This window comes from Latilactobacillus fuchuensis (genome assembly GCF_900258455.1).
Lineage (GTDB): Bacteria > Bacillota > Bacilli > Lactobacillales > Lactobacillaceae > Latilactobacillus > Latilactobacillus fuchuensis.
Map to the genome: position 1 here is coordinate 351,377 of NZ_LT984417.1, position 15,072 is coordinate 366,448.

Genomic DNA, 15,072 nt, shown 5'->3' on the forward strand with positions numbered 1-15,072 from the left:
ATAATAGGAAGTTGCGTTCCTTTTTTTATACAATCATATAAAAAAACTGCCGCCAGTGATAGAATTTTCTATCACCAACAACAGATATTGTAGAACCAATAAATTAAAATAAAGGGCCCGACCGATTCGATTTTGAATTGGTCGGGCCCTTTTTTTACGGATTCAGCTAAAAATTGGCTAGACGGTTAGCCTGAATCATGTATAATGAGCATGTATTCAAAGCCGAAGAAAGGAGTGTCTTATGGCGGATTTAGTTTATCAAAATATTATGGCCGATTTAAAAAAAGCGATTAATGCCGGTCAGTTTCCCAGTATGAAATTACCGGATGAACGGACGTTAACCGAACATTATCAGGTGAGTCGTAGTTCGGTTAAGCGGGCGCTGAACGTGATGGCCAATCAAGGCATTATCTTTAAAAAACGGGGTTCGGGAACCTTTATCAATCCTTTATATTTGAAGAGTGGTTCGTTTTTTAATTACAGTGGTTCAAATCTAGGGATTACCGATAGTTTTAAAGCGGGCAATCGTAAACCGGGGATTAAGTTGCTCGATTTTCAGGTGATTAAACCGAACGAAGAATTGCAACGCGATTTATTTTTGAAACCCGATGATTTTGTTTATCAGATTAAACGATTACGGTTGTTTGATCAAGAACCCTTCATGATTGAAACGGGCTTTATTCCAATTAAAGTCATGCCTGAATTATCTGAAAAAATTGTCTCAGGCTCAATCTTTAATTATTTAGAAACAGAAAAGAATCAAGAGGTGACCAAAGCCTTTTTATCGATTTTTGCGGAACCTTCAACCAGTGATGATCAAGCCCAATTGCAGCTGACACCAACTCAGCCCGTTGGTATTATGGAGGGTATTTTCTTTTTAGATGATGGCACCCCGTTTGAATTCTCAACGATGCGACTCCATTATCAATACATGAAATACAATACATTCGTTTCTGTCAGCGGTCGAGAATAGACCGTTATTTTTATCAAAAATATATTGGTACGACCCAATTATTAAAATGGTTGACTTTTTCTGAATATTTAGTATGATGTAAGGGTAGTCATAATATTTGCTTTCTGAACAATTTATTTTTAAAGTTAAGTCGTTAAAGACTTTTGGAAAACCCAATAAAAGGAGTGTTATTAGTATGACAGATTATTCAAGCAAAGAATACCTCGCTAAAGTAGATGCGTTCTGGCGCGCTGCCAACTATATCTCAGTCGGTCAACTATATTTAAAAGATAACCCATTATTAAAACGGCCATTGGAAGCAACGGATGTTAAAGCAAAACCAATCGGTCATTGGGGCACAATCTCAGGCCAAAACTTCCTATATGCTCATTTAAACCGGGCCATTAATAAATACAATTTAAATATGTTCTACGTTGAAGGCCCCGGTCACGGTGGTCAAGTGATGGTTTCTAATTCATACCTCGATGGTAGTTATACTGAAATCTATCCAAATATTACGCAAGATGTTGAAGGGATGAAGAAATTATTTAAACAGTTCTCATTCCCAGGCGGGGTGGCGTCACATGCCGCACCTGAAACACCAGGTTCAATCCACGAAGGTGGCGAACTTGGTTATTCATTATCACACGGTGTTGGGGCAATCTTAGACAACCCAGACGTCATTGCTGCAGTTGTTGTGGGCGATGGTGAAGCTGAAACGGGTCCTTTGGCCGCTTCATGGTTATCAAGTACATTCATCAACCCTGCAAATGATGGTGCGGTCTTACCAATCTTAAACTTAAATGGTTTCAAGATTTCTAACCCCACGATTTTATCGCGTAAAACAGATGAAGAATTATCGAAGTATTTCGAAGGCATGGGTTGGACACCAATCTTTGTTGAAGGTGATAATCCTGATTTGATGCATCCAGCCACTGCGAAAGCAATGGATGAAGCCATTGAAAAAATTCAAGCAATCCAAAAGAACGCTCGTGAAAATGGCGATATGACACGTCCTGAATGGCCAATGATCGTTTTCCGCGCACCTAAAGGCTGGACCGGTCCTAAGACTTGGGATGGCGTACCAATCGAAAATTCATTCCGTGCGCATCAAATTCCAATTCCTGTCGACAGTGCTGATATGCAACATGCTGATGCGTTAGTTGACTGGATGCAATCATACCGTCCTGAAGAATTATTTACAGAAGCCGGCCAATTGAAACCAGAAATTGCTGAAATCGCACCTAAGGGTGACCAACGAATGGCCGCTAACCCAATCACTAATGGTGGGATCAATCCTAAGGAACTACGTTTACCAGATTATCGCGATTATGCACTTGATAATCAAGAACATGGTAAAATCGTTGCCCAAGACATGATTGTTTTTGGCGAATATGTGCGTGATATTATCACGGCTAACGATGACAACAAAAACTTCCGGATCTTCGGCCCTGATGAAACAATGTCAAACCGTTTGAACCACATTTTTGAAGTCACAAACCGTCAATGGATGGAATCTGTTAAAGAACCCAATGATCAATTCGAAGCACCTGCTGGCCGTGTCTTAGACTCACAATTGTCTGAACATCAAGCTGAAGGTTGGCTAGAAGGTTATGTCTTAACGGGTCGTCACGGCTTCTTTGCAAGTTATGAATCATTCCTGCGCGTTGTGGATTCAATGTTAACACAACATTTCAAGTGGTTGCGTAAAGCTGATGAACAATCATGGCGTAACAAATACCCATCATTGAACATCATCGCAACTTCAACTGTTTTCCAACAAGATCATAATGGCTACACCCATCAAGATCCAGGTATCTTGACGCACTTAGCTGAAAAGAAACCAGCATTCATCCGTGAATATTTACCAGCTGATGCCAATACGTTATTAGCAACGATGAATACTGTTTTCCAAAGCCAAGAAAAAATTAACTTAGTCGTTTCATCAAAACACCCACGTCAACAATGGTTTACAATTGATGAAGCAACAACCTTAGTTAATAACGGTTTGAAGATTATTGATTGGGCAAGTACTGATCAAGATGCTGAACCAGACGTTGTGATTGCCGCAGCTGGTACTGAACCAACATTAGAAAGTTTGGCAGCAATCTCAATCTTGCATCAACAATATCCTGACATGAAGATTCGTTTCATCAACGTTGTGGACTTATTGAAATTACGTTCACCAAAAGTGGACCCTCGTGGTTTAACGGATGACGAATTTGATATGTACTTTACGAAAGACAAACCAGTTGTCTTCGCATTCCATGGCTTTGAAGGCTTAGTTCGTGACATCTTCTTTGATCGTCACAACCATAACTTACACGTTCATGGCTACCGTGAAAATGGTGATATCACAACGCCATTCGACATGCGGGTCTTGAACCAAATGGATCGTTACAACTTGTCTAAAGAAGTAGCTGTTGATGTTCTTGGCGACAAAGCGGGTCAATTCGCTCAATCAATGGATGATATGGTTGCTAAACACAATCAATACATTCGTGATGAAGGCGATGATTTACCAGAAGTTGAAGAATGGCAATGGACACCACTCCGTTAATTAGTGGTTTAAAATAGACTAGGCAACTGCCTGGTCTATTTTTGTTGATAAATAGGGTTAATCTAGCTTTATTTTTAGGGATAATAACGGTAAACTAGAAGATAAGTATAATTTTAGAAAGAGGCGTATTTTTTTATGGCAAAGAACAAAATCCGCGTGCGTTATGCACCAAGTCCAACTGGGCATTTGCACATCGGAAATGCTCGTACAGCATTGTTTAATTACTTATTCGCACGGCACAACAAAGGGACATTCGTGATTCGGATTGAAGACACGGATACCAAAAGAAACATTGCCGATGGTGAAAAAAGCCAATTAGATAACTTGAAATGGTTAGGGATGGACTGGGATGAAGGTCCCGATAAACCCGGTGACTTCGGCCCATACCGCCAATCAGAACGTCGTGAAATTTATACACCACTCATTCAAGAATTAGTTGAAAAAGGTTTGGCTTATGAATCTTACATGACTGAAGATCAATTGACTGAACAACGTGAAGCGCAAAAAGCCGCTGGCGAAGCCCCTCGTTATCTGTATGAATATGAAGGCATGGACGATGCTGAAATTAAAGCCGTTCAAGACGCTGCTAAAGCCAAAGGGTTACAACCCGTTGTCCGGTTACGTTTACCTAAAGACCATATTTATAAATTTGATGACATCGTCAAAGGTGAAATCAGCTTTGAATCAGACCGTTTAGGTGGCGATTTCGTCATCATGAAACGCGATGGTATGCCAACGTATAACTTCGCAGTCGTCGTTGATGACCATTTGATGGAAATCACGCACGTTTTACGAGGCGACGATCATATCGCTAACACGCCTAAACAATTGGCCGTTTACGAAGCCTTTGGTTGGACACCACCAACGTTTGGCCACATGACCTTAATCATCAATACCGAAACCGGTAAGAAATTAAGTAAACGTGACGAATCAGTGCTCCAATTTATCGAACAATATCGTGAATTAGGTTACTTACCAGAAGCCATGTTTAACTTCATCGCTTTATTAGGTTGGTCACCAGTCGGCGAAAGCGAAATCTTTAACCGTCAAGAATTCATTAAACAATTTGATCCAAAACGGTTGAGTAAATCACCTGCTAGCTTCGATCAAAAGAAACTAGAATGGGTTAATAATCAATACGTTAAAACGACTGATAATAATAAAATCATGGATTTAGCCTTAGCAAGCTTGATTAAAGCCGGTAAGATTGCTGAAAATCCTGATACTAAAACGATTGAATGGGCCCGTCATTTGATTGCGTTATATCAAGATCAAATGAGTTATACCGCTCAAATCGTTGAAATGGCGGACGTCTTCTTCGAAGAACCAGAACAATTAGACGCTGAAGCTTTGGAAGAACTCCAAAATGAAACAGCGCCAATTGTCTTAAAAGAATTCAGCGAACGTTTAAATAACGTGACGTTATTCACGGCGCCTCGGATTATGGCCGTCATCAAGAGTATCCAAAAAGATACGAAGATTAAAGGCCGTCAATTGTACATGCCAATCCGGATTGCAACGACCCGTGAAATGCACGGCCCTTCATTGCCTGATTCAATCGAATTATTAGGTAAAGAAAAAGTGCTTGCACATCTCGCTAAAACGCTAAAAGAAATTCAATAACTTCTTAATAAGGACCGCCCCAAACAATCATCACTGATTGCTGGGGGCGGCCTTTTTATTTTAGCAATTAGTATCATATATTAAGATGATTAATCAGATTGATGTAACCCCTTACAAATAACGGTATACTAATCATATTACTTGGATTAACGGAGGAATTAAGGATGAAAGTTTTAACTTTTGGTGAAATGTTAATGCGTTTAAAAGCGCCGAATAATCAACGGATTATGCAAGCACAAGCATTTGAGGCCTCTTACGGTGGGGCAGAGGCCAACGTGGCCGTCTCATTAGGCTTATTGGGCGATCAGGTCGCTTATTTAACCCGCTTACCAGAGAATTTATTAGGGCGCAATGGCCAACAAACGTTGCGTCAATACGGTGTCGATACGACCAAAATCCAATTTACCGACGGCCGTTTAGGCTTATATTTCTTTGAAAAAGGGGCCAGTGTTCGTTCGACTAACGTTGTTTATGACCGCGCTTATAGTGCCTTTTCATTGGCCAAGTCAACTGAATTTGATTGGGCCAGTATTTTTGAAGGCGTTGATTATTTCTATTTTTCAGGGATTACGCCAGCAGTTTCAGCTGAATTGGCGCAAGCAGCCGAAGAAGCTTGTCAATATTGCCAAGCCCATCAAATTCCAGTGATTTGCGATTTGAACTATCGGGGCAAAATGTGGTCGGCAACGCAAGCCACTCAAACAATGCGGCATCTAATGACCTATGTCACGATTTGTATCGCGCATGATGAGGATTTCGAAGCAACTCTCGGGATTAAGGCGTTTGATGGCGACGAAGCCCATGGGATTGCTCAAAAGGCGTCGTTTAAACAAGCCATGCAACAAGTCCGTCAAGATTTTCCGAATTGTCAGATGGTTGCGAGCATTTTACGCAATATCCGCTCGGTTGAAGACAGCGATTGGATGGCCTTGTTATTAAAGGGTGATCAATTCTATGAAACGGACACCTATCATGTCCACGTGATGGAAGGGGTTGCCGCTGGAGACGCTTTTGGTGCGGGTTTAATGCATGGTTTATTAAACGACTATCAACCAGACGAAATGTTACAATTCGGATTAGCGGCTAGTGTCGCTAAATTGACCATTAGTGGGGATTTCAATTTGGTCTCTGAAGCTGAAATCAAAGCCATTGCAGCTAACGGTGGCGGTGCGCGATTAGCACGTTAAAAAATGAAAGATGGCGCTATTAAAAACGGAATAATGCTATCAATGTAAACGCTTTATTGTTATAATCAAGGTATTCAATGAGGAGGTCTTGATGATGACAAACAAAGTAGCATTTATTACTGGTGCAGCCCAAGGGATTGGGGAAGCAGTTGCAAAACGTTTATCGAATGATGGCTTTGCGGTGGCGATTGCTGATTATAATTTAGAAGGCGCCCAAGCTGTGGCCGCTGAAATCAATCAAACGGGTAAGGCGATTGCGGTCAAAGTTGACGTTTCTGATCGTGATCAAGTTTTTGCGGCAGTTGCAACGACTGTCGAACAATTAGGTGGACTAGACGTCGTCGTGAATAACGCCGGTGTCGGTCCGACCACACCAATTGAAACCATCACACCGGAACAATTCGAGAAAGTGTATGCCATCAATGTCGGTAGTGTTTATTGGGGCATTCAAGCCGCAGTTAAGGCCTTCAGAGAGTTAGGCCACGGTGGTAAGATTATTAACGCCTCATCGCAAGCGGGCCAAGTGGGTAATCCAGAGCTAGCTTTATATGGTGGTACTAAGTTTGCCATTCGCGGGATTACGCAAACGGCGGCGCGCGATTTAGCGGCTCAAGATATTACAGTTAACGCTTATTGTCCCGGGATTGTGAAGACCCCAATGATGATGGATATTGCCCACACGGTTGGTCAAAATGCCGGCAAAGATGATGAATGGGGCATGCAACAATTTGCTAAAGACATTACGCTTGGCCGTTTATCAGAACCGGAAGACGTTGCGGCCTGTGTCGCTTATTTAGCTGGCCCAGATTCTAATTACATGACCGGTCAAGCGTTAATCATTGATGGTGGGATGGTTTTTAACTAAAAAATAGTAAAAAAGAAGTATCACGCTTAGCGTGGTACTTCTTTTTTTAGTGTCTTGTACGATCAATTTCAGTGCGGATTTCTTGGAAGGTTTGTTCGGTTTGATCACTGTTGCTGATGGCGACCATCATGAACAGACTATCAATTAAACTGATTTGGGCAATTAGGGCGTGGAGTGCTTCGGCGCGGTAATTGGTTTCTTCAGAAATCGATAGTAACGTGATATCACCGAGATTGGCTAAAGTTGAATTGCCAAAACTAGTGATCACGATTAATGGCACGTGGCGTTCTTTTAGAATCCGTGCGAGTTCGAGCGCATCTTTATTTTGGCCACTGTGTGAAATGATAATGGCACAATCGGCATCGGTTAGTTTCGTTGCTTGCATCAATTGCATGTGGTAATCCTGGTTATAGACGGTTGGAATCGTGGTTCGTAAGAATTTATGATAGCCGTCTTGTGCGACAATTCCGGAAGCCCCCAACCCGAAGAGACCGAGAAGTTTGGCGTGGTTGATGAGGTTGACTGCCTTTTGTAATTGGGTTTCGGTCAATAACGACCAAGTGGCCTGCAAGGCATTACTATTGGATGAAAAAATCTTTTCGGCCATTGTGACGAAACTGTCTTGTTCGCTAATTTCGTGAAAGAGTGGGGATTGTAAGGGTTCCTTAGCGAGTAAGGCTAGTTTGAAAGCTTGGAAGTTGGTGAATCCAAGTGCCTTGGCAAAGCGCGAAATCGTGGCCGTTGAAACCTGACAATCGGCTGCAAATTCTTGAATGGTTAATTCTGGATCAAAGCTGGCTTGTTTCAGAATATAGTCGGCAATTTGTTTATATTTTTCACTTAAATGATCGTAATAGGAATGAATTAATGAATCAATATTTTGTGGCATGACTTGAAACCTCCTAAAAATTGACTATCTTAAGTATAGCACATCACAAGTTGTGAAAACTTTTTTCTTAAAATGGCTTGCATTAAGAAAACTTTTTTCATATAATGTTCGTAGAGATGAAAATACTGATAACAACAAGGGGATTTTACAGATGAAATTAGCGATGATTGGGTTAGGCAAAATGGGGATTAACTTGGTGGCTAACTTACGCCGCAATGGCCATGAAGTGGTAGCCTATGATTTGAATCAAGCGGCAGTCACTGAAGCCACTAATTTAGGGGCAGTGGCCGCCACTGATTTAGACGATGTGATTGCCCAATTACCAACACCTAAAATTGTCTGGGTGATGTTACCTGCTGGCAAACCAACCGATGCAACGATTCAAACATTCAGTGAGAAATTAAACGCGAATGATATCTTAATTGATGGTGGGAATTCATTTTTTGAAGATTCTCTAAAACATAATGAGTTGTTAAGCGCACAAGGCATCAAGTTCTTCGATGCTGGGACTTCCGGTGGGATGAGTGGTGCCAATCACGATGGTAATTTCATGATTGGCGGCGATGACGCCGAAGCCTTTAAGATTATCGAACCGATTTTTGAAGGGATTGCCCAAGAAGATGGGTATCTCTATACGGGTAAAGCCGGCAGTGGTCATTATTTGAAGATGGTCCACAACGGGATTGAATACGGGATGATGCAATCAATCGCTGAAGGGTTCGACGTTTTGGAACATGGTCAGTTTGATTATGATAACGAAGCCGTTGCTAAAGTTTGGAGTAATGGTTCAGTGATTCGTGGTTGGCTCATGGAACTAGCCCAATCTGCCTTTTCAAAAGATCCTAACTTGGAACAACTCAAAGGTGTCATGCATTCTTCTGGCGAAGGCAAATGGACCTTGGATGAAGCTTTGAAATTACAAGTGCCAACACCGGTCATCGCGATGTCGTTGATGATGCGTTATCGTTCAATGGAAGATGATACTTTTACGGGTAAAGTCGTCGCTGCTTTAAGAAATGAATTTGGCGGTCACGCTGTCGATAAAAAATAAATCAAGCAAAAATGCACATAAAAGAGGGGATTCATGATGAAATATATGATTGGCGCCGATATTGGGACAACGAGTACGAAAGCCGTTTTATATGATTTGAAAGGGCAAGTCAAAGCCTACGCAAATGTCGGCTATCCTTTATACCAAACGACACCGGATATGGCCGAAGAAGATCCAGCTGAAATTTTTGACGCCGTGATTGAAGTGTTAGGTCAAGTGATGCGCAAAGGGCAAGTTAAACCTGGTGAATTGCAAGGCGTTAGTTTCTCAGCCGCAATGCATAGCTTAATCCTAATGGATGCGCAAAACCAACCCTTAACCCGCGCGATTACGTGGGCGGACAACCGGGCAGCTAAATATAGTCATGAGTTGAAAGACAACGGGTTAGGGCACGCCATCTATCAACATACGGGCACGCCGATTCACCCCATGGCACCGTTGTCTAAAATTATCTGGTTAAATCGGGAACAACCTGAATTATGTGCACAAGCTGTGCAATACATTGATATTAAAACGTATGTCTTCCAACGATTATTCCATACTTACAAAATGGATTATTCAATTGCTTCGGCGACCGGTTTATTCAACATCTTTGAACTCGATTGGGATCAACAAGCGTTGGAAGTGGCTGGGATTACGCGCGAGCAACTCCCAGAATTAGTGGCACCCACTGATCAAATATTAGGATTGGACCCAGCTTACAGTCAAGTGACTGGGATTAGTACTGACGTGCCATTTATCTTTGGGGCCAGCGATGGTGTCCTATCGAACCTAGGCGTTAATGCGATTGATCCGGGAGTCGTCGCTGTGACAATTGGGACGAGTGGTGCGGTGCGCGTGGTCGTGGATCATCCGGTGGTCGATCCGAATGGTAACTTGTTCTGTTATGCGTTGACGAAAGACAAATGGGTCGTCGGCGGCCCGGTCAACAACGGCGGAATCGTTTTCCGTTGGGTGCGTGATCAATTATTTGCCCCTGAAAAAATTACGGCCGAACAAATGCGTGTTTCGACGTACGATATTTTAACGCAGATTGCTGAAAAAATTCCCGCGGGTTCAGATGGCTTATTATTCCATCCGTACTTGGGTGGTGAACGGGCACCGATTTGGGACGCTGATGCACGTGGTTCATTCTTTGGCTTAACGCGGCAACATACACGGGCGCACATGGTCCGGGCCGCTTTAGAAGGGATTGTTTACAATCTCTACATGGTGATGTTGATGATTGAAGGGGTCGCTGGTAAACCGAAGAGTATTCAAGCAACGGGTGGTTTTGCCCGTTCTGAATTATGGCGGCAGATGTTAGCCGACGTTTTTGAACAAGATGTCACGATTCCTGAAAGCTTTGAAAGCTCATGTCTCGGAGCAGCAGTCCTCGGGATGCAATCATTAGGGTTGATTGATGATTTATCAGCTGTCAAAGATATGATTGGGGTCACCAATGTCCACCAACCTAAGGAAGCTAACTTTGAGGTTTACCGTGAATTGATTCCAATTTGGATTCGTTTAACACGGGCGTTAAGTCCTGAATACAGTGCGATTGCCGATTTCCAACGGCGGCATATGCAAATTGAAGCAGATATCGATGATTAATAAGCAATGGGTTGTTTTTAGACAACCCATTGTTTCGACCACTAAATGATAGCGCAAACATAATGGAAAGTAGGAAAAATAATGGCCTTATTAGTCTTGTTACTCGGGATTTTGTTACTATTATTATTAATTATTAAATTTAAAATGAATACCTTTGTGTCACTGGTTGTGACCGCGATGGTTGTCGGTGTTGGGTTAGGGATGCCGCTGACTAAGATTGCGACCAGTGTCCAAGACGGGATTGGCGGGCAGTTAGGTGAATTATCAATTGTCTTCGGTTTCGGCGCAATGATGGGTCGGTTAGTCGCCGATGCCGGCGGTGCCTTTCGAATCGCGCATACGTTAATTGACAAGTTTGGCAAGAAACGGCTGCAAATCGCCATCATGCTCGCGTCATTTATTATCGGGATTGCGTTGTTCTTTGAAGTTGGGATGGTCTTATTAGTGCCAATCGTTTTTGCAATCGCACTTGAAGCTAGTGTGCCGATTTTATATCTCGGGATTCCAATGGCCGCTGCTTTGTCAGTGACCCACGGTTTCTTACCACCGCATCCGGCACCGACTGCGATTTCAGCCGCGTTGGGTGCGAATGCCGGCCACGTTTTGTTATACGGCATCATCATCGCGATTCCAGCGGTGATTATTGCCGGGCCATTGTATACCAAGATTGCTCGTAAATTAGTACCAGATGCCTTTTCACGGCACGGTAATTTAACGGCGTTAGGACCTCAGAAAGAATTTAAATTAGCCGAAACACCTGGCTTCGGAATTAGTGTATTAACGTCACTATTCCCCGTAATTTTAATGGCGATTACGACTAGTTATCAAATGATTTTTAACGATGGCGCTTTGCCTAAGAATCCAACCCTTTTGGATTCAATCGTGGCGTTCATTGGCACGCCCGCAATTGCGATGACGATTTCATTATTAGTGGGGATGTATACCATGGGGTGGGCGCGTCGGATTAAAACCCCGACGATCATGAAAACGTTGGAAGAAGCCGTTAAATCAATTGCAATGTTACTCTTAGTTATTGGTGGCGGTGGCGCGTTCAAACAGATCTTGATTGATGGCGGCGTCGGCGATAGTGTCACGCAACTATTCGCCAATGTTAATTTGTCGCCATTAATTCTAGGCTGGTTAATCGCCGTGGTTTTACGGATTGCCTTAGGTTCAGCGACGGTTGCTTCTTTAACCGCTGCCGGATTAGTCTTACCATTGATGCAATCGGCTGGTGTTAATCCGGCACTAATGGTCTTATCAATCGGCGCTGGGAGTTTGGCAGCATCTCACGTCAACGATGCCGGTTTCTGGATGTTTAAAGAATATTTTGATCTAAGTGTCAAAGAAACATTAGCGACTTGGACGGTACTGGAATCACTCATTTCCGTCGTCGGGCTGGTCGGTGTCTTGTTACTGAGTTTAGTGGTTTAATCAAAAAAGCAGTTGAAGCGTCCCAAAAAAATGGGCGCTTCAACTGCTTTTTTAGAGCTTTTATTTTGCTTCTTTGGCTTGACGTGCTGCGCGGTGGTAGATTAAACGGATAATCTTATCAATTTCGGTAAGCACTAAAATTAATAAACCAGCGGCAATCGCGACACCCCATTCAAGCATTGTTAATGGTTCCGTGTAGAAAACGTGTTGCATGAATGGTACGTAAGTTAAAATCAATTGTAACGCGAGCATTAAAGCGATGATCAAGAAGGCTTTCGGATTGGTGAAGAAGGCTTTTGAGAAAGCTAATTCTTTGGTCCGAATGTTAAAGAGATAACCAATCTTACTGATGATAATCATATTGACCATCATCGTGCTGGCAGTCGCTTGGTCAACGCCCTTGCTAATCAACCATTGATAGGCGATTAATCCGAACAAGGCCATTAAAATCGAAACGTAGGCCATTTGGAACACGTCATGTTTGTTCATTAAAGATTGACCGGTTTTGCGGGGTTTACGGTACATAATCCCAGATTCAGCCGGTTCGAAGATGAACGCGAACTGAATCGTAATCGCTGACACCATGTTAATCCATAAAAGTTGTGTCGCTTGGAGCGGCATTGGTTGTTGCATCAAAATCGTGAACGCAACAATCAGCCCTTCAGCAAATGAAGTTGGTAATAAGAATAAGATACTCTTCTTGATATTATCGTAAATCCGCCGACCTTCAAAAATCGCTTTGGACATGGTCGCGAAGTTATCATCAGTCAAAATCATATCGGCTGAATCTTTGGCAACGTCGGTCCCTTTAATCCCCATGGCAACGCCAATATCAGCTTGCTTTAAAGCGGGGGCATCATTGACGCCATCACCGGTCATCGCCGTGACTTTGTGACGTGCTTGGAGTGCTTGGACGATTTCGAGTTTATTCTTCGGTGTTGTCCGTGCGAAGACTTGATGGTCAACAGCAGCGGCTTCTTTTTCTTCAGCGCTTAATTGTTCCCATTCAGCACCGGTAATCGCTTTGATTTGGTCGGCTAATCCTAATTGTTCGCCAATTGCTTTGGCGGTGGCTGGATGGTCACCGGTAATCATCTTAACGTCAATGCCGGCGCGGTTCATTTCTTTTAACGCTTGAATGACTTCGTCACGTGGGGGATCAATAATCCCGGCTAAGCCGAGTAATTGAATCCCGTTATTGAGTTGTTCATGCGTTACCTTGTCAATCGTGTCAGCAACATCGAGATAACCAACCGCAATCACCCGTTTACCTTGTTCCGATAAACGTTGAACGGTACTTTGCCAAGGAGCGGCCTCGAAAGTCGCATCGAATTGTTCGGCCATCGGTAATAGTTTATCTGGTGACCCCTTTAAATAAATCCGGTGTTGGCCAGTCGGTAAGGTCACCAGTTTAGCCATGTAACGGTAATCAGAATCGAATGGTAACATATCGAGTTCTTCGTTGGCTGGAATCGTTTGGTCGGGGTGGACTTTATAATAGGCCGTTAAGAAGGCACCATCGGTTGGTTCACCGTTGATCACCCAACCCTGATCCGTTTTCACTAAGGTGGTATCGTTGGCTTCAAAGCCCGCTTCTAAAAAGAGGTTCAAGTGATCGTTGAGTTCGACCGGTTGACCGTCGATTTGAATGACACCTTCTGGCACGTAGCCGTTACCGGTTACTTGATACGTTTGTTCGGGGGTAATGATTTCTTTAATCGTCATTTCATTTTTAGTTAACGTCCCGGTTTTATCGGTCGCAATGACATCGACTGCGCCTAAAGTTTCAACGGCGGGTAACGTTTTAACAATGGTATGTTGCTTTTTAGCCATTTCGCTGACACCCATCGCTAAAATAACGGAAGTCGTAGCTGGTAAACCTTCAGGAATCGAACCAACAACCATCGCAACGATTGCGACGGCTAAGACGGAGACTGAGTAAGTGCCGAAAACGAAACCTAAAATAAAGAGTAAGACGGCGGCACCAATTACGACGTAAGAAACACCGGCACCAACGCCGTTGATTTCACGCATTAATGGGGTGACGCGCGTTTTCGTTTGATTAACGGCCGTTGAAATTTGGCCAATTTCAGTTTGGTCGGCCGTTGCGACAACGACCCCCATCCCACTACCGTTAGTCACGGAAGTTGAGGCGAAGGCCATATTCAGTTGTTCGGCCAAAGGCACCGCGGCGTCTGCCAAAGGTTGATCCGTTTTGATGACTGAATCGGCTTCACCGGTTAAAGTTGCTTCTTGAATCCGAAGATTTTCGGCAGAGACAATCCGTAAATCGGCTGGAATACTATCGCCAGCTTCTAAGAAGACGACATCGCCGACCACCAATTGATCAGTCGGAATATCGATTCGTTGACCGTCTCGATAAACCGTGGCTTCAGTGGCCAATAATTGTTTGATGCGTTCTAAGGCATTCGATGCGTTGGCTTCTTGGTAGTAGCCAATGACGGCGTTAATAATCACCACTAACCCGATAATAATCGCATCTGAATAATGGCCCATTAACAAGGTTAATAAAGCGGCCAAGATTAGAATGTAGATAATCAAGTTATTGAATTGTCTTAGAAAAAGGACCCATTTAGAGGTCTTGTGACTGACGAGTCGGTTAGGACCGTCTGCCAATAATTTAGCGGCTGCGTCTTTTTGACTTAAGCCTTGTTCGAAGTCATTCTCTGGATAATGAGACTGTAGTTCTTCGATGGTTAACTGATGAGCGTTTGATATTTTTGTCATGGTAAAACTCCTTTATAATAGTGGCTGAATACGGGGTTGCACCCACGGCTTATTCTTGTCTAAAATAAGGGATTTCAAAATAAATCAAACACGACGCCTCGTCAGAGCTATCTGTCAAACCAAGTCACCTCCTAAAAATTTAATCACTAACACTAAAATATCAAGAAATT

General features: G+C 43.1%; 10 protein-coding genes. 8 read left to right on the forward strand and 2 right to left on the reverse strand.

Annotated elements, in window-relative coordinates:
• The first annotated feature begins 241 nt into the window (after positions 1-241).
• From LFUMFP_RS01610 to LFUMFP_RS01630, 5 genes are all read left to right on the forward strand, one after another.
• Positions 242-973 carry a GntR family transcriptional regulator gene (locus LFUMFP_RS01610; RefSeq protein WP_025082637.1) on the forward strand — a complete coding sequence of 244 codons (732 nt, stop codon included), beginning with the start codon at positions 242-244 and terminating at the stop codon, positions 971-973.
• Positions 974-1,148: 175 nt separating this feature from the next.
• Complete coding sequence (locus tag LFUMFP_RS01615; RefSeq protein ID WP_106482945.1) at positions 1,149-3,512, forward strand: phosphoketolase family protein; 2,364 nt, start codon at positions 1,149-1,151, stop codon at positions 3,510-3,512.
• 135 nt (positions 3,513-3,647) lie between these two features.
• Positions 3,648-5,135, forward strand: coding sequence for a glutamate--tRNA ligase (gltX, locus tag LFUMFP_RS01620; RefSeq protein ID WP_025082639.1), 1,488 nt, complete (start codon positions 3,648-3,650; stop codon positions 5,133-5,135).
• A 164-nt stretch (positions 5,136-5,299) separates the two neighbouring features.
• On the forward strand, positions 5,300-6,322 hold the full coding sequence (locus LFUMFP_RS01625; protein ID WP_106482946.1) for a sugar kinase: 1,023 nt from the start codon (positions 5,300-5,302) through the stop codon (positions 6,320-6,322).
• Between the two features lie 94 nt (positions 6,323-6,416).
• Positions 6,417-7,187: a (S)-acetoin forming diacetyl reductase gene (locus LFUMFP_RS01630; RefSeq protein ID WP_035438839.1), complete on the forward strand. Its 771-nt coding sequence runs from the start codon at positions 6,417-6,419 to the stop codon at positions 7,185-7,187.
• A 46-nt stretch (positions 7,188-7,233) separates the two neighbouring features.
• Here the strand turns inward: LFUMFP_RS01630 and LFUMFP_RS01635 are convergent, their stop codons facing one another.
• Entirely contained in the window at positions 7,234-8,076 is an 843-nt protein-coding gene (locus tag LFUMFP_RS01635; protein WP_025082642.1) for a MurR/RpiR family transcriptional regulator, read from the reverse strand.
• Positions 8,077-8,227: 151 nt separating this feature from the next.
• On the opposite strand from LFUMFP_RS01635, the gene gnd reads away from it, so the two are divergent.
• The 3 genes from gnd to LFUMFP_RS01650 all read left to right on the forward strand — a co-directional run bounded on the left by gnd (position 8,228) and on the right by LFUMFP_RS01650 (position 12,154).
• Positions 8,228-9,127, forward strand: a complete 900-nt coding sequence (gene gnd / locus LFUMFP_RS01640; protein WP_025082643.1) for a phosphogluconate dehydrogenase (NAD(+)-dependent, decarboxylating) — start codon at positions 8,228-8,230, stop codon at positions 9,125-9,127.
• 36 nt (positions 9,128-9,163) lie between these two features.
• Positions 9,164-10,720 (forward strand): gluconokinase, encoded by a 1,557-nt coding sequence (gntK, locus tag LFUMFP_RS01645; RefSeq protein WP_035438855.1) that lies wholly within the window; start codon positions 9,164-9,166, stop codon positions 10,718-10,720.
• Positions 10,721-10,801: 81 nt separating this feature from the next.
• Positions 10,802-12,154, forward strand: coding sequence for a gluconate:H+ symporter (locus LFUMFP_RS01650; protein WP_106482947.1), 1,353 nt, complete (start codon positions 10,802-10,804; stop codon positions 12,152-12,154).
• A gap of 60 nt (positions 12,155-12,214) precedes the next feature.
• Here the strand turns inward: LFUMFP_RS01650 and LFUMFP_RS01655 are convergent, their stop codons facing one another.
• Entirely contained in the window at positions 12,215-14,902 is a 2,688-nt protein-coding gene (locus tag LFUMFP_RS01655) for an HAD-IC family P-type ATPase (protein ID WP_106482948.1), read from the reverse strand.
• Between the last annotated feature and the right edge of the window lie 170 nt (positions 14,903-15,072).